This is a genomic window from Aeromonas sp. MdU4, from assembly GCF_041929505.1.
Taxonomy (GTDB): Bacteria; Pseudomonadota; Gammaproteobacteria; order Enterobacterales; family Aeromonadaceae; genus Aeromonas.
In genome coordinates this window covers 161,019-179,363 of record NZ_JBHFMW010000032.1, presented here as the reverse complement: position 1 = coordinate 179,363, position 18,345 = coordinate 161,019, and the positions used below count along the sequence as shown (strand labels likewise).

Here is an 18,345-nt window from a genome sequence, read left to right as displayed (position 1 = left end):
AGAAGTGTTCTAAGGCTTGTAGCAAATACAGAACGAATTACTTACATCAGCTTTCACAGATTGAAGAATTTGCCTGGCGGCCATAGCGCCGTGGAACCACCTGATCCCATGCCGAACTCAGAAGTGAAACGCGGTAGCGCCGATGGTAGTGTGGCATTCGCCATGCGAGAGTAGGACACTGCCAGGCACCCAATTTAAGAACCCCGCTCGATGAGCGGGGTTTTTTATTGGCTGCAATTCAGCAAGTCGGCTGATAATTGACCTGTTTTACCCCTGTTTTACCCCTGTTTTCCCTGAACTCTTTATATTCCCTTCTGTTTTACTCATAAAAATCGGCGCTAACGGCGTAAAATGACGCTTTATTTCGTCGGAGATAGCCCATGTTTTGCCCAAAATGCGGCGGTCAAACTCTGCTGAGCGTCAGCCCCAAAGAGTTTCGCTGTGGCTGCGGTTTTCATTTTTTCCAGAATGTCGCGGCGGCGGTGATGGTGGCGCTTTGCTGGCAGAATGAGGTGCTGGTTGCGGTGCGTGCCCGAAATCCGGGCAAGGGATTGCTGGATCTGCCGGGAGGATTTGTCGATCCTGGCGAGTCGTTGGAAGTCGCGCTGCGTCGCGAGTTGCTGGAGGAGTTGGGGTTCGATATGGTCGGTCAGCCATGCCGTTATCTTGGCTCGTTTGCCAATACCTATCCCTATGACGGCATCACCTATCACACCTGTGACACATTTTTCGCTATTACACTGGCAGAGAAACCGGTTATCAAGCCCGCTGATGACGTGGCTGATTGTCAGTGGGTGAAGCTCGATTCGCTTTCCTTGTCCCGTTTCGCTTTCGCCTCGACCCGATCTGCTGTTGCGCAATTGCAACAGTTTGCTCATCCCTGATCTTGAGGCCCTTCAGGGCCTCTGTTGATCGCGGACGCCAGAGTGCGCGACCATCCCTGTCCGGTGCTCTCGCCCTTTTCGCCGCCATGCCCCCACAGTGTTGCCCCAGATGATATAGTCACGGTCAGGATCCCTATTCAAGGAGTTCGTCGTGAAGAAGATCATCTACATCTTGTTGGGGCTGGGCGTGGCTGCAGTGGTTGCTATTGTGACGTTGATAAGCCTTATCGACCCCAATCAATTCAAGCCCCAACTGGCTGAACAGGTGCGCAAGAGCACGGGCCGGGAGCTGGTGATGGCGGGAGAGATTGACTGGCGTTTCTGGCCGAGTCTCGGCCTCTCGCTGGAGAAGGTAGCTCTGCGCAATCCGACCGGTTTTGCCGAGCCGGATTTGGTTCGTTTCGAACAGGGCGAGGCCTCGGTGGCCCTGTTGCCGCTGCTCTCCCATCGTCTGGAGATCGGCAATGTGACGCTGAGTGGCGCCCATCTCTTTATCCAGACCAAGGCGGATGGCAGCTCCAATCTGAGCGGCCTGCTCAAAGATGCCACTGCTGATGCAAGCGAACCGGTCGCTCCCGCAGCCCCAGCGCCAACCGCTGACAGCAAGCCCTGGCAGATCAGTTTGCAGGGTGTCGCGCTCTCTCAGGCCAGTGCACTGGTACAGGATGATCGCAGCGGCACCTCGCTGCGACTGGATCACCTCGATCTCGATATGGGGCAGCTGGCCACCGGTCAGTGGGTACCCGTGACGCTGGCCGCCAAGGGAAGTGCCGACAAGCTCGCGTTCGATGTTAAAGGGCAGACCCAGATCAAGCTGGCGCAGGAGGTGATGGCCAGTGAACTGAAAGATCTGAGCCTCAGTGGTAGCCTGAGTGACCCGTCCCTGCGACTCGACAGTTTCTCCATCAAGGGAGACCGACTGGCCCTTGGTGAGTGGAGCAACCTCACGTTAGCGCTGAAAGGAGCCGAGGTAGAGGGGCCGCAAGCTTCACTGGCTGGCTCGCTGGAAGGAACGCTCAAGGGACGGCTCGATAAAGAGATGAAGCTTGCCGAGCTCTCCGATGTACTGCTGACGGCAGCGCTGGAAGGTGATGCGCTGCCACGCCTGCAGATGAAGCTGAAACTGGCCGGGTTTGCCCGTGCCGAGCTCGACAAGCAGTTGATTACCCTGAGCAAGCTGGTGATGAGTGCCGATGAGGCGCTGCTGAGTGGTGATGGAACCGTGCAGCTTGGCGCTGTTCCCGCAATCAGCTTCGATCTCAAGGGGGAGAAGCTGGATCTCGACAAATGGCTCGCCAAATCGGTACCGACCACACCAGCGCAGGTGAAAGAGAGCAAACCGGCGGCCGGTGCTTCCAATACCGCTGCAAATGGCAATAAAGCGGCAACCGGCAAGAGCGAAGCCCTCTCCGCGATCGAACCGGATCTGGGGGCGCTCAAGGGGGTGGATCTGGATGGTCGGCTGCAACTCGGCAGCCTGCGTCTTAAAGGGCTGGATCTTGGCGCAGTCGATCTGCAGGTGGCTCTGGTCAAGGGACTGCTGACGCTCAAGCAGTTCAGCGCGACCGTGGCAGGCGGTCAGGTAAACGCGAACGGGGTACTCGATGCACGCCAGCAACCCGCCACCTACAAGGTGCACAAGCAGGTGGCAGGAGTGAACATTCGTCCCTTACTGCAGACACTGGCCCAGAGTGATCTGCTGGAGGGCAAGGGCGATCTCGATGTGCAGGTGCAGGGCCGTGGTCTCTCCGCGCTGGCGCTGCGCAACGGGATGCAGGGCAAGGTTACCTTGAAGCTGAGTGACGGTGCCCTGCACGGTATCAACCTGCCTGAGATGATCCGCGAGGCGCGGGCTACCCTCAGCGGCAAGGGGGCCGAACAGGTGAAGGAGGCGCGCAAGACCGACTTCAGCGCCCTGACCGCCAGCTTTCAGATTGCCGATGGCATCGCCCGCAGCAACGACATCCAGCTCTTTGCCCCGGCCTTGCGGGTCAAGGGCGAGGGGCAGACGGCACTGGTGCCGGAGAGCCTCGACTTCCTGTTCCTCACCTCCATCGTCGAGAGCAGCAAGGGGCAGGGAGGCAAGGATGTGGACGAGCTGAAGGAGATCACCATTCCGGTGCGGATCGGCGGCCACTGGCAGGCCCCCAGCTACCAGCTCGACGTGAAGGCGCTGCTTAGCAACAACAAGTTGCTGGAGGATAAGGCGCGCAAGGAGGCCGAACGCGGCCTCAAGAAGCTGCTGGGTGACAAGGCCGACAACGATGCCGTCAAAGGGGTTGCCGACCAGCTGCTCAAGGGACTGTTCAAATAGGTGATGGTTCATATGGGCTTGTGCGAGCCGCGCCAATGCCGTTAGCGGTTGACCGGATGTCAGCGCCATTGAAAAATGGCGCTGACATTTTTTATGGCGCAGTGATCTGCTGCGCCTTGATCCGGAGTCATCTCGAGTTGAACCCATGCGCCTGATCCTGCTGCTCTGCTCCCTGATCTGCTGCGGCATGGCTTCTCCCGTGCTGGCCGGGCCGCTGGCGGATCGTCTGGCGGGCGAGCTGGCCAAGCAGGCTCCCGAACAGTCGCTGCCTCTTGACGCGGTGCAGCGGCTCGACCGGCGCCTGATTGCTCCCGACTCCCTCTATCCCGCCTGGCAGCTCTACCCGCTGCGCCAGTTACAGGCTATCTATCGCTACCAGCAGGAGTGCGGGACAGAGAATGACTTGCCCGCCGAGTGGCTGCCACTGCTGCGGGCGCTTTGCGGCCAAGGGGCTACGCCCTCGACCCGCTGGTTTGCCGCTCACCCCGTCTATCCGCTGGGCGGCTCCAGCGCTGCCCGCTGGTTGGCAGGTCATCCGTCGGCCAGGCTCGATGCTCTGCTCCATGTGCGGGAGCGGCGCGATCGGTTGGGGCTGCTTGGGGAGCTCGGCGATGACAACCTCGACGCCCTGCAGCGGGGCGAGCGTTGGTTGCTGCAATCGGGTCAGATCTGGCTGCTTGCCGATGGGCAGTGGCGCCGCTATGGCGCAGGGCAGTGGCAGCCGCTGGCCGAGCGGCTTGGCGTGACGCTGGATAGCCGTACCGCTGGTACTTGTGAAGAACGAGTCGGAGCGATCTGCTTCAATACTCTCCCCACGCTTGGCTGGCAGTGGTTGGCGCTGGCCAGCTCGCTTGGCTTTATCCTGCTGCTGGGGTGGGCCAGCTGGCAGCGCTGGCGCCTGCTACGGGAGCGGCGCGTCGCGTTGCAGATGCTGACCCACGAGCTGCGTACCCCCATCATGGCGCTCTCCGGCATCAGCGAGGAGCTGCGCCACGATTTCGACCGGCTGCCCGCTTCCGCCCAACAGAGCGTGGGTCAGCTGCTGGGCAGTGTCGCCCGTCTGCATCAACTGGCGCAGGCCAGTCGCCACTATCTGGCGGCAGAGACTCTCGAAGATGAGCGGGTGGCTGTCAGTCTTACCGAGTGGCTCACCCTGGCCTGCGAGCGGCATGGCGCCACCTTCTGCCTTGAGCGGGAGATGACTCTGGCGCTCCCCTTCTACTGGCTCGACCTTGCCCTCGACAACCTGCTGCGCAACGCCAGCCAGCATGGCCGCGCGCCGGTTCGGATCTGTGCCAGCTGGCAGGCGGGGCGTTTGATCCTCACGGTCAGCGATGGCGGCGAGTTGCCAAATTACCGGCTCGCTACCCTGCTGCGCCGCGGTGCCCGTGCCGATGGTCTGGGGCTGGGGCTTGCCATCGTGCGCCATCTGCTGCGCCGTCTTGGCGGGCGCCTCGCCCTATCCGGCCCGCCCACTACCTTTACCCTGACGCTGCCCTGCCAACTCTGGAGCGACCCCGAATCATGAAGACCATCCTGCTTGTCGAAGACGAGGCGCTGCTGGCGGAGAACCTGCAACGCTATCTGACCCGCGAAGGGTATCGCTGCCTCTGGTGCGACACTCTGGCTGCGGCGGAGCAGCAGTGGCTGACGGCGGATTTGGTGCTGCTGGATCGCACCATGCCGGAGGGGGATGCCCTCGACTGGCTGCCCCAGTGGCTGGCTCGCAAGGCGCTGCCGGTGATCGTGCTCACCGCAAGGGTGGAGGTGAGCGATCGGGTGGCCGGGCTCGATGCGGGGGCGAGTGACTATTTGACCAAGCCCTTCTCCCACGACGAGCTGCTGGCGCGGATCCGGGCCCAGCTGCGCCAGCTGGGGGATGGCACTCAGGCGGTGGGCGGCTTGCAGCTTCATCCCGCCCGGATGCAGGCGAGCTGGCAGGATGCGGAGGTGAGCTTTACCCCCACCGAGTTTGCCCTGCTCACCCTGCTGGTGCGAATGGCGGGGCGGGTGCTGAGCCGGGAGGAGATCCTCAATCGGGTGTGGGGCTATCAGGCGTTTCCCTCCACCCGCACGGTTGATACCCATATTCTGCAACTGCGTCAGAAGCTGCCCGGGCTGGCCATTGAGACGGTGCGCGGTATCGGCTACCGGCTGGAGGTGCCAGCGTGATGCGTGCAACGCTGGCTGGACTGCTGTTGGCTCTAAGCATCGGCCTTCTGAATGCAGGCAGTGTGATGGCAACCGATCGCCCCGATCCGCTGCAACCGGCTACCTTGGCGCTGTTGCAGGGTGATAACCGGCACGCTTGGCAATCTTTGCAGCAGGCTTGGCCTGCGCTCAACAGCGATGCCGAGCGCCGTAGCTGGCAGGGGATGCTGGCTGCGCTGAGTGCCCAGCACTGCGGCAAGGATTTCCCGCTCACTCTGCCTGATGGGGTGAGCGAGCTGCGTCTTGAGCTGATCCAGCGCGATGCGCCACTGTTGCGGGACTATCGGGTGCAGCTGACCGGGGAGGGGCCCATCACCGCCGCTGAACTCTTTGATCCCGCTGACCGCAACCGGCTGGCAGGTGCCCAGTGGGAGGCGGAAGGGAGCAAGGGGGTCAGGGTCGTGGGGGCCGATCTGCCGACCCCCTTGCCAGCAGGGCTCTATCAGCTGCGGCTGATGGTGGCGGGCAAGGAGTGGCAGGTGGCGCTGCCGCTGCCTGCGGTGCAGGATCTGGACTGGCTCTCCCGCTCGCCGCAGGCGGTGGCCAATCCCCCCGTCAATCCCGCTTCCTGTACGCCGCTCTGGCTTGAGCAGACGGTGCTGGCCCGCCCGCAATATTCCCTGCTCTGGTGGAACCGCATTGCGCCCGATGAGCCGGTGAACTGGCCTGCCGCCACGCCCGACAGCTGGCGCACCCTCTCGCTGGTGCAGACCAGCCAACGTGGCCAGCTGGTGTTGCAGCTGAGCCACAGTCAGGCGGGGCCGGTGGAGTGATGCCGGGGGATTGAGTCTCTGCTTCTGGCAAAGATTGTTTCGCTGGTGCAATGACTTTCACTTTTTTCTGATGTTATTTGCAACAATTGCCCGGTGGATGGTGGTGGCTACTAAAGGCGAAATGGCTGGAAGCCTCTCCGCCTCTGCTCTGGGCTTAATCCTGACATTGCCCTGACAATCTGAGCTCGCCGATCTGCTGCAATGGCGGCTCCCGTTTTTATCAGGAATCACCGACCATGACTCTTCTTCCCGAATTAGCGAGCCGGATCTGCCCGCTGCTGCTGTTGGCGCCGCTGTTCTCCCTGCCTGCCGAGGCGCTGACTCTGGCCAACGAGCAGTGGCGCATCGAGCTGGATCCCGCCACTCTGGCCGCCGAAGCTGTGCTGCCATCGGGCAAGCACCTTGTCATCTCCTCTCCCGGCCCGCGCCAGCCGGTCACTGGATTGCAGCAGGAGGGGGTGCGTGCCAGCTGGCTGACCCGTGCCGATGGCGAGGTGCGAGCCTCTGCCCGCCTTGAAGGCAACCGTCTGATCCTCACCCTGAGTCGTGCGAGTGCAGGCGACTTGGTGTGGCCGCGGGTGCCGGCAGGGGCGCAGGCGCTGATGCTGCCGATCCACGAGGGTTTTCGCATCCCGGTTGAGCATCCCGCGTGGCGCCAGGCGCTGGCGCAGGAGTATCAGGGGATCAACACCACCGAGGATCTCACCCTGCCGCTGGTCGGGCTGGATCACGGCGATCAGCAACTGGCGATCCTCTTTGCCAACCCCTTCAACAACCGGCTCACTTTTACGCCCGGGAAAGATGGCATTGCCCTGACGGCGACCCATAGCGTCAATCGCCTCAATCTGGCCGAGCCCTATGAGGTGGCGGTCTCGCTGCAACCGGGCAACGACTGGCTGGCGGCGGGCAAGGCCTATCGCAACTGGCTGCAGGAGCGGGGTGAGCTGGTCTCGCTCGAGAGCAAGCTGGCGGCGGTCCCGGATGGCAAGCGGCTGATTGGCGCCTCTCACCTCTACCTCTGGGGCGAGCGATTGCTGGTGCCACAGGATGTGAAGAGCTGGCCCGCGCTGCGCCGCCTGATCCCCGCCGACTGGCTCAAGGGGGAGAGTAAGAGTGCGCTGCAAGCGCCCGATCTGGCTCGCAACCGCTATCTGCAAAATCTGGTGCTGACCGGAGTTGAGCAGGCGCTGGCGCTGCGCCATCCGGGTCAGCAACCGGCCGATTTCGCCGCCCGGCGTGCGCTGGCGGCCACGCAACTGGGGGCGGCGCTCAACGAGCCGCAGAGTTGGGGTGATGGCAGCTCGGCCAAGATGATCGCCGCTCTCAAGCAGGCTGGACTACCAAAACTCTGGTTGGGTCTGCCCCAGTGGACGGCCGGTTTTGCCGCGCCAGAGGGGATTGAACTTGCCAAAGCGGCGGGCTATCTCATCGCACCTTATGACTCTTACGATACCGCGCTGCCGGAGGGGAATCGCCAGCAGAGCTGGCTCACCGCCCAGATGGGGCAGGATAGCTATCTGCGTTGCGGCATCATGCAGGAGAATGGTCGGCGCAAGAGCGGCTTTCAAAATAGCGGCGTCTACACCAATCCGGCCTGCGTGCGCCCGGTGATGGAGCAGCGAGTGCCAAAATTGCAGCAGGCGAGCCACTACAACAGCTGGTTCCTCGATGTGGCGGCGACCGGCATGGTGTTTGACGACTTCGACCCGGCCAAGCCAACCACTCAGGCGCAGGATGCGGACAACCGGATGGCGGGGATGGCGTGGATTGCCAAGAGTCAGGGTGTGCTGGTGGGCTCCGAGGAGGGCGGCGCGGTTGCCAACCGCACCGCGGCCTTTGCCCACGGTCCCCAGACCAGCGGTTTTGGCTGGCAGGATCCCGATATGCGCCGCAACAAGCGCTCTCCCTACTATCTGGGGGCCTGGTATCCCGACTATCAGCCCGCGTTCTTCTTTCGCCAGAGCCATCTAAAACCTGAGTATCAGGGGCTCTACTTCGATCCGGCGCTGCGGTTGCCGCTGTTCCAGAGCGTCTTTCACGACAGCATAGTGACCACCCATCACTGGACGATGGACAGCCTCAAATTCAGGGAGAGCCGTCAGGTCACCGAACTGTTGCAGCAGCTTTACAACGTGCCACCGCTACTTAACCTCAGTCTGGATAGCGCCAGCGTGCGCATTCCCTACCTCAAGGGACTCGATGCCTTCTTCCGCCCGCTGCATGAAAGACTCTACAACCAGCCGCTCACCGGTTTTCGCTGGCTCGATAAAAGAGGTGTAGTGCAGCAGAGCGAGTTTGCCGATGGTTCTCGACTGATTGCCAACTTCGGTTCGGCCACCGAGCTGGCAGGGATCAAACTGGCCGCTCAAAGCGTGCTGGCGCTGCTGCCAGATGGCAGGCGGTTACAGTTTGTTTCGCAAGCTGAGGGTGCACGTTGAAGTTGGAGTCGGTGGGTTTGGGTACTATCGTGGCGGGTAGCGATCGTGAAACTGATAGTGGAATAACAGGGATGCTCAATGAACAAAAATGTGTTGATCACTGGGGGCAGTAGAGGAATAGGTGCTGCCACCGCCCGCTATCTGGCGGGACAGGGGTATAACCTCTGCCTCAACTATCGGTGTGACCGACAGGCCGCTGATGCGCTGGTGGCTGAAATCAAGGATAACTTTGCAGTCTCCTGCATAGCCGTGCAGGCTGATATCAGTATCGAGGCTGAGGTGGTGCATCTGTTTGAGGAGATGGACGAGCGACTCGGGGTGATTACCCATCTGGTGAACAATGCAGGGATCTTGCAACCACAGATGAAGGTGATGGAGATGAGTGCTGAGCGTATCAACAAAACCTTGACCACCAATGTGACTGGCTATTTTCTTTGCTGTCGTGAGGCGGTGCATCGTATGACCGAAGGTTGTGCCATCGTCAACGTCTCCTCGGCAGCTGCTCGTCTGGGCTCAGCCGGTGAATATGTTGACTATGCTGCCTCCAAGGGGGCGATCGATGTGCTGACCAAGGGGTTATCGTTGGAGGTCGCTGCAAAGGGAATACGAGTCAACGGTGTGCGTCCCGGTTTTATCTATACAGGGATGCATGCAGATGGGGGGGAACCTGAGCGGGTGGATAGAGTGAAGAGTCAGATCCCGCTGCAACGAGGAGGCCAACCAGCCGAGGTGGCCGCCGCTATCGCGTGGTTGTTGTCGGACCAAGCCTCCTACGCTACCGGCACCTTCATTGACCTTGCCGGTGGACGATAGCGCTTGAGGCTACCGTAGAGATCAGGATGAAGCAGGGGCGCCCAAGCGCCCCTTTCTCGTTGATCCTGGGGTGTTTTATCTCATTCCCCCAGCAGGGTTTGCCAGACGGCGAGCACATGGCTGCGCTCACTCTGCAGCTGATCGTCGCTCACCTTGCGGGAGATCTCCGAAAGGTTGAGGCGATGGCCTAGGTTGCGGATCTCCAGATAGGCCTGTTTCAGCCCCTCCGCCTGCTCCAGCGTCAGCACCCCCGCCATGACGCACTCATCGAAGATGCGCACGTTATCGGACCAGCGGGTTAGGGCATCGGGTTCACCGCAGGCGTGAGCCAGCACCAGATACTGGGCGATAAACTCGATATCCACCATGCCGCCGGGGGACTGCTTGAGGTCGAACTCACCAGCCCCCGCCTTGAGCAGGTGGTCCCTCATCTTCTGGCGCATCTCGCGCACCTCGCGGGCCAGGGTCGGCAGGTCGCGTTCCTTGGCCAGCACATCGCGGCGGATACGGGCAAACTCGGCTTTGATCGCATCATCGCCATAGATGGGACGGGCCCGCACCAGTGCCTGATGCTCCCAGGTCCACGCCTCGTTTTGCTGATACAGCTCGTAGGCCGACAGCGACGAGACCAGCAGGCCGGAGTCGCCGGAGGGGCGCAGCCGCATGTCGATCTCGTAAAGAATGCCGGACGGGGTGCGGGTGCTGAACAGGTGCAGGATCCGCTGGGCCAGGCGCAGGTAGAACTGACGGCTGTCGATGGGCTTGCGCCCGTCGGTGTAGCTGTTGGGGTCGCCACCGTGCAGGAACACCAGGTCGAGATCCGAGCCGTAGCCGAGCTCGATACCGCCCAGCTTGCCGTAGGCCACCACCGCAAAGCCGCGCTGGCCGCTCACCGCCACCTCGGGCGGCACCCCGTAGCGCTCGCTCATCTGGGCCCAGGCCTGATTGACCACCTCCTCGGTGATCGCCTCCGCCAGCCAGGTGAGGTGGTCGCTCACCTTCATCAGCGGCAGGGCGCCGGCGATGTCGGCCGCCACGATGCGCAGCAGCTGCACCTGCTTGAACTGGCGCAGCGCCTCCATCTGCTGCTCCACGTCCTCTTCGGGGATGCGCAGCAGGAACTGGCGCAGCTGGGGCTTGTATTGATCGAGCGGGGTGGGGTGGTAGAGGTGCTGGGGATCGAGCAGCTCGTCCAGCAAAATCGGGTAGCGGGCCAGCTGCTCGCTCACCAGATGGCTGGCGTCACACAGCCGCACCAGCTGGCGCAGGGCGCCCGGGTTCTCCGCTAGCAGCTGCAGATAGGCGCTGCGGGTGAAGATGCGGGTCAGCAGCTCGCACACCCGCTCGAACAGGCGGGCAGGTTGCTCGCTGGCGACCACCAGCCGCAGCAGCTCCGGCATCAACCAGTCCAGTGCGATGCGCCCCTGTGGCCCCACCTGGCGGCGCTTGTACTCCGCTTTGAAGCGCAGCAGGGCGGCGCAGAGGGGAGCTGGATCGTTAACTCCCTGAGCGGTGAGCAATTTCTCCAGCTCGGCGGCATCGAGCTCGGTGCGCCAGAGGTCGAGCCAGAGCTGCTCCAGATGGGCGGGGGCCTCTTTTTCTTCCCCCACTACGGTGGCGAACTCCTGATGGACGGCCGCCATCTCCTCATCGAGATGGGCCATAAAGGCGCCCCAGTCCGTAAAGCCGAGGGCGGCGATCAAGCGTTGGCGATCCCGCTCCTCGGTCGGCAGGGTCTGGGTCTGCTGATCGCCGATCTCCTGCAATATGTTCTCGACCCGTCTGAGGAAGCGATAGGCCTCCAGCAGGCGATCACAATGGTCAGCTTCGAGGGCGCCACATTGGGCGATGGCAGCCAGTGCCTCCGGCAGGTGACGCACCCGCAGTGCCGGTTCGCGCCCGCCGCGAATAAGCTGTAGCGCCTGGGCGATAAACTCCACTTCACGAATGCCGCCGGCCCCCAGCTTGATGTTGCCCTCCAGCCCCTTGCGGCGCACCTCGGCGGCGATCATCGCCTTCATCTGGCGCAGGCCGTCGATAACGCCAAAGTCGATATAGCGGCGAAACACGAAGGGCCGCAGCATCTCGGCCAGCTCGACCGCGTGCTCGCACTGGGGGCCCAGTACCCGCGCCTTGACCATGGCGTAACGCTCCCAGTTGCGGCCGTGGTGCTGGTAGTAATCCTCCATGGCGGCAAAGGAGATGGCGAGCGGCCCCGCATCGCCAAAGGGACGCAGCCGCATATCGACCCGGAACACCTGACCATCCTGAGTGGGCTGGTGGAGGGCGTTGATGATGCGCTGCCCCAGCTTGATGAAGAATTGCTGGTTGGCGAGTTCGCGCCGCCCGCCGACCGTATAGCCGTTCTCGGGAAAGGTGAAGATAAGGTCGATGTCGGAACTGAAGTTGAGCTCACCGCCCCCCAGCTTGCCCATGCCGAGGATCAGCAGCGGCTGTGGGTTGCCATTGCCATCCATCGGGGTGCCCAGCTCGCTGCACTGTTTGGCGTAGAGCCAGTCGCGGGCGGTGCAGATCAAGGCATCCGCCAGCTTGGTGAGGTGGATAAAGCTCTCTTCCACTGCTGAGTGCCCCAGCAGTTCGCGCCAGGCGATCACCAGCATGCGGCTGCGGCGGAACTGGCGCAGGATGCGCTTGAGCGCCTCTTCATCGTTTACCTCGGCGAGCAGGGCGGTCAGATCGCTCTGGTAGGTGGGCCAGCGTTCGGTCTGATCCAGATCCCCGGAGGCGAGCAGCTCGGTCAGCAACTCCGGCTGTTTGAAGAGGGAATCAGCGACAAAATCGGAGAGGCCGAGCAGGGTCAGCAAGGTCTGGCGCACCAGTTCGGGCTGGTTGCCATAGTCGGGGGCCAGCTCGATCAGTCGCTGCCACTGACGCTCGGCCTGTTCTTGCAGCAAGGGCGGGAAAGAGTTGATAGATGCAGAGATTGATGCGGAGGGAGAAGCAAAATGCTGGGCCACGGTTGCCGTCCTTGTGGTTCACGACAGGCGGTTAACGACACGGGGTTAACAAAACTGCCGGTTCAAAATGGTGGCTGCCAATCTAGCACTGTCAGGCCCCCGCGTCACAGCGCAGGGGCGAGAAGCATGATCCGGCGGGAATATTCGGCAGCCAGCGATTCAGGTGCGCTGGTAGATGGTGGGGTTGTAGATCTCCATCAGGCTGCCCGGGCTGGCGGGCGGAGCAAAGCCGAAACCGGCGTAGAGGCCGTGGGCATCAGAGGTGGCGAGGGAGAGGCGGCGCAATCCCTGCAACTCGGGATGGTCGAGAATGGCAGCCACCAGCGCCTTGCTGTAACCGCGGCCGCGATACTCAGGCAGCACGAAGACATCCGCCAGATAGCCAAAGGTGGCCCGGTCTGTGATGACCCGGGCAAAAGCGACTTGCTGACCGTCGACATAGCCGCCAACGCAGAGGGAGTGGTTGATGGCCCGCACCACAGTGCTGTGGGGAATACCCCTGCTCCAGTAGGCCTCTTCCGATAAAAAGCGATGGATCAGCGGCACGTCGAGCCGCCCTTTGTCGTCACTGATCTCGAATTGAAACTGCTCTTCTCTGTGCTGCATCCTGGCTCCTTGCTGGATGGTGGTGGAAATTTACTGGCTATTGGCTATTGGCTATTGGCTACTGGCTGCCATGTTAGCAGTTTTGTCTGACGGGATGAGCGTTAAGCTGCCACCCTTTTTCAACCCCGGTTACAAAAATGGGCCCCCGATATTGGAGGCCCATTTTATTGGTGGAACAGCGGTTTAGTGGCTGTCGACCCAGACGAACTTGAGCACGAACAGCAGGGCGACCACCAGCACGCAGGGGTTGATCTCGCGCCAGCGGCCGGTGCCCACCTTCATCACGCAGTAGGAGATAAAGCCAACGGCGATCCCCTCGGTGATGGAGAAACTGAACGGCATCATCACGGCGGTCATGAAGGCCGGTACCGCTTCGGTCAGATCTTCCCACTTAACCCGGGTCAGCTCGGAGCACATCAGTACGCCCACGTAAATGAGGGCACCTGCGGCGGCATAGGCTGGCACCATGGCGGCAACCGGGGAGAAGAAGATCGCCAGCAGGAACAGGATACCCGCGATGATGGCGGTCAGACCGGTGCGGCCGCCGACGGCGACGCCGGAGCTGCTCTCGATAAAGGCGGTGACCGAGGAGGTGCCCATAAAGGCGCCGCCGACGGAGCTGACGCTATCCACCATCAGCGCCTGTTTCATGCGCGGGAAGTGGCCGCGATCATCGGCCAGCTTGGCGCGGTTGGTGACACCAATCAGGGTGCCGGAGGAGTCGAACAGGTTGACCAGCATAAAGGAGAAGATGATCCCGGCGAGGCTGATATCCAGCGAGCCCATCAGATCCAGCTGGCCGAACACCGGCTCGATGCTGGGGGGCATGGAGACGAAGCCCTTGAAGGTGACATCGCCAAACAGCCAGCCGAGGGTGGTGGTGACCACGATGGCGATCAGTACGGCGGAGTGGACGCCGCGGGCGGAGAAGATGCAGATCAGGAAGAAGCCGAGCAGCCCCAGCAGGCAGGGCAGGGAGGTGAGGTTGCCCACGGTCACCATAGTCGCGGGGCTGGCGACCACGATACCTGCGTTGTGCAGGCCGAGCAGGGCGATCAGCAGACCGATACCGGCGGTGATGCCGACCCGCAGGGTGAGCGGAATATTGCCGATCAGCCAGTAGCGTACCCGCAGCAGAGTGAGGATCAACAGACCCATGGCACCCCAGAAGATGGTGCCCATGCCCACTTGCCAGGAGTAGCCCATGCCCGCGACCACGACGAAGGCGAAGAAGGCATTGAGGCCCATGGCGGGGGCCAGGGCGATGGGCAGGTTGGCCAACAGGCCCATCAGGATGCTGCCGATACCGGCGATGAGGCAGGTAGTGACGAACACGGCCTGGGTGTCCATGCCTGCCGCCGAGAGGATCTGCGGATTGACGAAGACGATGTAGACCATGGTCAGGAAAGTGGTGATACCGGCGATCACTTCGGTGCGGGCGGTAGTGCCATGGCCTTGCAGGGCAAACAGGCGCTCAAGCAATCCTTGCCCGGCGGCTTGGTGTTGTTGATTCATGTTGGATTCCAATAGGTGACGTGAAATAAGCAGCAGGGAAACGGGCTATCCCATCCATTCGGGATAAAGTGCCCTGTTTCTGGTGGTTAAGTAACCAGACTCGTCCTGATACCGTGACAGCGCGCACATTTTTACACAGGTGGCGCTGTTTACAAACCCTGGATCTGCGAAGCAGATCAATGAATAGAGCAAAAATTCAAACGTTTGCTTTTTGAACATAAAAAAAGGTTCTCAGCAGAGAACCTTTTTTCAGGAATTGTGGGGTTAAAGCGTCTTGAAGTAGCGTTCTACCAGCTGGGCGAGCACAGAATCGAGTCGATCTTGCACTTCACCCAGTTCACGCCCGAAGCGGCGCAGAAAGAGGCTGGCCTGCTCTTTGCTCAGCTTGCGCCCCTCGATAAAGAACTCCTGCTCCGGCAACTGTTTGTCATAGCGTGGGATCAGCACCCAGCTCACCAGCTCTGGCTCCACAGCGGCAAAAATTTTGGCGGCGGCAGCACAGAAGGTCTCAATGTGTGCCTTGCCATCCGGCCCGAGGCAACCCGGTTCAACCCGGATCTGGATGGTGAGTTTTTTCTCTATGGGGGTCGTCATCTTGCTACATCCATGCAAAGGCATCCGTCTTGGATTGTAAGTCAAAAGGCAAGAAAAAGGGGAGCCGGAGCTCCCCTTAACACGCAGTCAGCCTTATTTGGTGATGCGCTTGTATTTGGCGCGGTGAGGCTGGATCGCCTCGGCGCCGTAGGTCTTCTTCTTCCACTCTTCGTATTCGGTAAAGTTACCTTCGAAGAACTCGATCTTGCCCTCGTCCTGATAGTCCAGGATGTGAGTGGCGATACGGTCGAGGAACCAGCGGTCGTGGGAGATGACCATGGCACAACCCGGGAACTCCAGCAGGGCGTTCTCGAGGGCGCGCAGGGTTTCGATATCCAGATCGTTGGTCGGTTCATCCAGCAGCAGCACGTTGCCGCCGGTCTGCAGCAGCTTGGCCAGGTGTAGACGACCACGCTCACCACCGGAGAGCTCGCCAACCCGTTTCTGCTGGTCGGAGCCCTTGAAGTTGAAGCGGCCGATATAGGCGCGGCTCGGGAACTCGTAGTTGCCGATGCGCAGGATATCCTGACCGTCAGCGACCTCTTCAAATACTGTCTTCTTGTCATCCATGCTGTCGCGGAACTGATCGACAGAAGCCAGCACCACGGTGTCACCCAGGGTAATGGCGCCGGAGTCCGGCTGCTCCTGACCCGACATCATGCGGAACAGGGTCGACTTACCGGCACCGTTGGGGCCGATGATGCCGACGATGGCACCCTTCGGAATGGCAAACGACAGATCGTCGATCAGCACCCGATCACCGTAGGATTTGCGCAGGTTGGCCACTTCCACCACCTTGTCGCCGAGGCGCGGTCCGGGCGGAATGAACAGCTCGTTGGTCTCGTTGCGCTTCTGGTAGTCGTTGGTGTTGAGCTCTTCGAAGCGAGCCATACGGGCCTTCGACTTGGCCTGACGGCCTTTCGGGTTTTGACGGACCCACTCCAGCTCTTTCTCGATGGACTTGCGACGGGCCGCTTCGGAACTTGCTTCCTGCGCCAGACGGGCGTCCTTCTGCTCCAGCCAGGAGGAGTAGTTGCCTTCCCACGGGATACCTTCGCCGCGGTCCAGCTCCAGGATCCAGCCTGCCACGTTGTCGAGGAAGTAACGGTCGTGGGTGATGGCCACCACAGTGCCTTCGTAGTCGTGCAGGAAGCGCTCCAGCCAGGCCACGGATTCCGCATCCAGGTGGTTGGTCGGTTCGTCCAGCAGCAGCATGTCCGGCTTTTCCAGCAGCAGACGGCACAGTGCTACCCGGCGGCGCTCACCACCGGAGAGGTGCTTGATCTTGGCATCCCAGGCTGGCAGGCGCAGGGCATCAGCCGCGCGCTCCAGCTGGTTTTCCATGTTGTGGCCACCCTGAGCCTGGATGATGGCTTCCAGCTCACCCTGTTCGCGGGCCAGCTTGTCAAAGTCGGCATCCGGGTCGGCGTAGGCCGCATAGACCTCGTCCAGACGAGCCATGGCGCGCTTCACTTCGCCAACGGCCTCTTCGACCGCTTCGCGTACGGTCTGCTCCGGATCCAGTTTCGGCTCCTGGGGCAGGTAGCCGATCTTGATGCCGGGCTGCGGGCGGGCTTCCCCTTCAATATCGGTATCGATGCCCGCCATGATGCGCAGCAGGGTCGATTTACCGGCGCCGTTCAGACCCAGCACGCCGATCTTGGCGCCCGGGAAGAAGCTCAAGGAGATGTTCTTGAGAATATGACGCTTGGGCGGCACTACCTTGCCGACCCGGTTCATGGTGTAAATAAATTGAGCCATTGGCTAATTCTCTTCCTTTTCAGCAGGTTAATGTCTTGGCATTAACAGACTGATGTCGTGGTGGGGCCAGGTCGACACGCCGTCAACCGGGTTCCAAAAAACCCGTCGATTGTAAACCAATGGGCAAGGGTGGGCAAAGGTGGCGCCCGGTTGGTGCCCCCCTTTGCCGCTGCGGTCACGTCTTGCTGCATCAGCCGTGCAATTTGGGCATGATGTGGGCTGCTGTTTTGTTCCGGAGCCCTCATGATCCCATCTCCTCAAGTTCCCTCACTGTCCGCCTTTCTCTGCTCCATGGGATTGGATGCCGCGCTGAGCGCAGCCCTCTGTCAGCGCTTGCCCCGGCTGACGTTGCGCGCCGGTCAGACGCTGTTGGCGCAAGGGGCCGAGCAGGATGCGGCCTTCTATGTCGAAACGGGCATCGCCCGTGCCTGCCACTACACCCGGGATGGGCAGGAGCGCTGCAAGGAGTTCTACTTCGAAGGGGAGCTCTGCCTGCTCTATGACAGCTGGATCACCGGGTCTCCCGCCCGCTACCAGCTGGAGGCGCTGACGGAACTGCAGGTGATGCGGGTGCCGATCGTCTTGCTGGATGAGCCCGCATGGCAGCCAGTCTGTATGGCCCTCTTGCGCCAGCAACTGGGCTACAAGGAGCGCAAGGAAGCTTTCCTGCTGCTCCACTCTCCCGAGGAGCGTTATCGAGAGCTCTGCCACACCTTCCCCCACTGGCCTGCTCGACTGACCCAAGTGCAGCTCGCCAACTACATCGGTATCAGCCCGGTCACCCTGTCACGGATCCGCCGCCGCATTAACAGGGGTTAATGCCGTCTGTTGGTTGCCACTTCATGCTGCGCCATCCAAATAACGGACGAGGTGTGGATGATGTCGCTGTTTCTGTGGTCTCAACTGCTGGTGAGTCTGGCCTTGCTGCTCGATCTGTTGTCGTTTCAGTTGCGGGATCGCAGCAGGATCCTGGCCTGTCTGGCCCTCTCCTGCGCACTCAATGCCGGTCACTTTGCCCTGCTCGGGCATTGGTCAGCCGCTAGCCTGTTGCTACTCGCCAGCGTGCGTTTTCTGGTCAGTATCTGGCGAGTTCGCAGCATCTTGATGTGGTTTTTCATGGGGTTGGCCTGCGCCGCAGCACTGGCCACCTATCAGGGCCTGCTCTCATGGATTGGTCTGCTGGCCAGCTTGTTGCAAACCCGGGCCGCATTTTGCCCCGATGATCGCCAGCTGCGGCGCTGGATGCTGCTGGGCACCCTCTGCTGGTTGGTTAACAACCTGCTGGTGGGCTCTCCGGTGGCCGTGTTGATGGAGGGGCTGTTTTTGGTCAGCAATCTGGTGGGTTACTACCGCTACTATGGTTTTCGCCACTATGGCTACCGCAATTGGGGACGTGGCACTCATCACTGTGACCGTAGCAAGGTGAGGGTGCCGCCTTCCGATCAGGCAACACCCTGA

14 protein-coding genes and 1 rRNA gene are annotated in these 18,345 nt (G+C 61.4%); 10 read left to right on the top strand and 5 right to left on the bottom strand.

The features are described from left to right. Positions 1–72 precede the first annotated feature (72 nt). The 8 genes from rrf to ACE1BR_RS19835 all read left to right on the top strand — a co-directional run bounded on the left by rrf (position 73) and on the right by ACE1BR_RS19835 (position 9,433). A 5S ribosomal RNA gene (gene rrf, locus ACE1BR_RS19870) occupies positions 73–187 on the top strand. 193 nt (positions 188–380) lie between these two features. Continuing rightward, on the top strand, positions 381–884 hold the full coding sequence (locus tag ACE1BR_RS19865; RefSeq protein ID WP_374873327.1) for an NUDIX domain-containing protein: 504 nt from the start codon (positions 381–383) through the stop codon (positions 882–884). A 151-nt stretch (positions 885–1,035) separates the two neighbouring features. Next, positions 1,036–3,198: an AsmA family protein gene (locus ACE1BR_RS19860; RefSeq protein ID WP_374873325.1), complete on the top strand. Its 2,163-nt coding sequence runs from the start codon at positions 1,036–1,038 to the stop codon at positions 3,196–3,198. A gap of 145 nt (positions 3,199–3,343) precedes the next feature. Continuing rightward, the gene (locus tag ACE1BR_RS19855) at positions 3,344–4,726 is read left to right on the top strand and encodes a DUF3404 domain-containing protein (RefSeq protein ID WP_374873323.1); all 1,383 of its coding nucleotides are present in this window, start codon (positions 3,344–3,346) and stop codon (positions 4,724–4,726) included. Continuing rightward, on the top strand, positions 4,723–5,370 hold the full coding sequence (locus ACE1BR_RS19850) for a response regulator transcription factor (RefSeq protein WP_374873321.1): 648 nt from the start codon (positions 4,723–4,725) through the stop codon (positions 5,368–5,370). The genes ACE1BR_RS19855 and ACE1BR_RS19850 overlap by 4 nt, the downstream gene beginning before the upstream one ends. Further along, positions 5,370–6,182 carry a DUF2861 family protein gene (locus ACE1BR_RS19845; RefSeq protein ID WP_374873319.1) on the top strand — a complete coding sequence of 271 codons (813 nt, stop codon included), beginning with the start codon at positions 5,370–5,372 and terminating at the stop codon, positions 6,180–6,182. Before ACE1BR_RS19850 ends, ACE1BR_RS19845 begins: the two co-directional genes overlap by 1 nt. Positions 6,183–6,418: 236 nt before the next feature. Next, a complete protein-coding gene (locus ACE1BR_RS19840; protein ID WP_374873317.1) occupies positions 6,419–8,620 on the top strand; it encodes a glycoside hydrolase in 2,202 nt (733 codons plus the stop codon). A 78-nt stretch (positions 8,621–8,698) separates the two neighbouring features. Beyond that, positions 8,699–9,433 carry an SDR family oxidoreductase gene (locus tag ACE1BR_RS19835; RefSeq protein WP_374873315.1) on the top strand — a complete coding sequence of 245 codons (735 nt, stop codon included), beginning with the start codon at positions 8,699–8,701 and terminating at the stop codon, positions 9,431–9,433. An 80-nt stretch (positions 9,434–9,513) separates the two neighbouring features. Here the strand turns inward: ACE1BR_RS19835 and glnE are convergent, their stop codons facing one another. The 5 genes from glnE to ettA form a co-directional block, all read right to left on the bottom strand. After that, on the bottom strand, positions 9,514–12,411 hold the full coding sequence (gene glnE / locus ACE1BR_RS19830) for a bifunctional [glutamate--ammonia ligase]-adenylyl-L-tyrosine phosphorylase/[glutamate--ammonia-ligase] adenylyltransferase (protein WP_374873313.1): 2,898 nt from the start codon (positions 12,409–12,411) through the stop codon (positions 9,514–9,516). 159 nt (positions 12,412–12,570) lie between these two features. Then, positions 12,571–13,017, bottom strand: coding sequence for a GNAT family N-acetyltransferase (locus tag ACE1BR_RS19825; RefSeq protein ID WP_374873311.1), 447 nt, complete (start codon positions 13,015–13,017; stop codon positions 12,571–12,573). Between the two features lie 183 nt (positions 13,018–13,200). After that, positions 13,201–14,532 carry an NCS2 family permease gene (locus tag ACE1BR_RS19820; RefSeq protein ID WP_374873309.1) on the bottom strand — a complete coding sequence of 444 codons (1,332 nt, stop codon included), beginning with the start codon at positions 14,530–14,532 and terminating at the stop codon, positions 13,201–13,203. A 264-nt stretch (positions 14,533–14,796) separates the two neighbouring features. Then, positions 14,797–15,126: a hypothetical protein gene (locus ACE1BR_RS19815; RefSeq protein WP_374873307.1), complete on the bottom strand. Its 330-nt coding sequence runs from the start codon at positions 15,124–15,126 to the stop codon at positions 14,797–14,799. A 93-nt stretch (positions 15,127–15,219) separates the two neighbouring features. After that, complete coding sequence (ettA, locus tag ACE1BR_RS19810; protein WP_374873305.1) at positions 15,220–16,887, bottom strand: energy-dependent translational throttle protein EttA; 1,668 nt, start codon at positions 16,885–16,887, stop codon at positions 15,220–15,222. A 243-nt stretch (positions 16,888–17,130) separates the two neighbouring features. Between ettA and ACE1BR_RS19805 the strand changes: the two genes are divergently transcribed. Next, entirely contained in the window at positions 17,131–17,706 is a 576-nt protein-coding gene (locus ACE1BR_RS19805) for a Crp/Fnr family transcriptional regulator (protein WP_374873303.1), read from the top strand. A gap of 57 nt (positions 17,707–17,763) precedes the next feature. Beyond that, positions 17,764–18,345 (top strand): YgjV family protein, encoded by a 582-nt coding sequence (locus ACE1BR_RS19800; RefSeq protein ID WP_374873301.1) that lies wholly within the window; start codon positions 17,764–17,766, stop codon positions 18,343–18,345.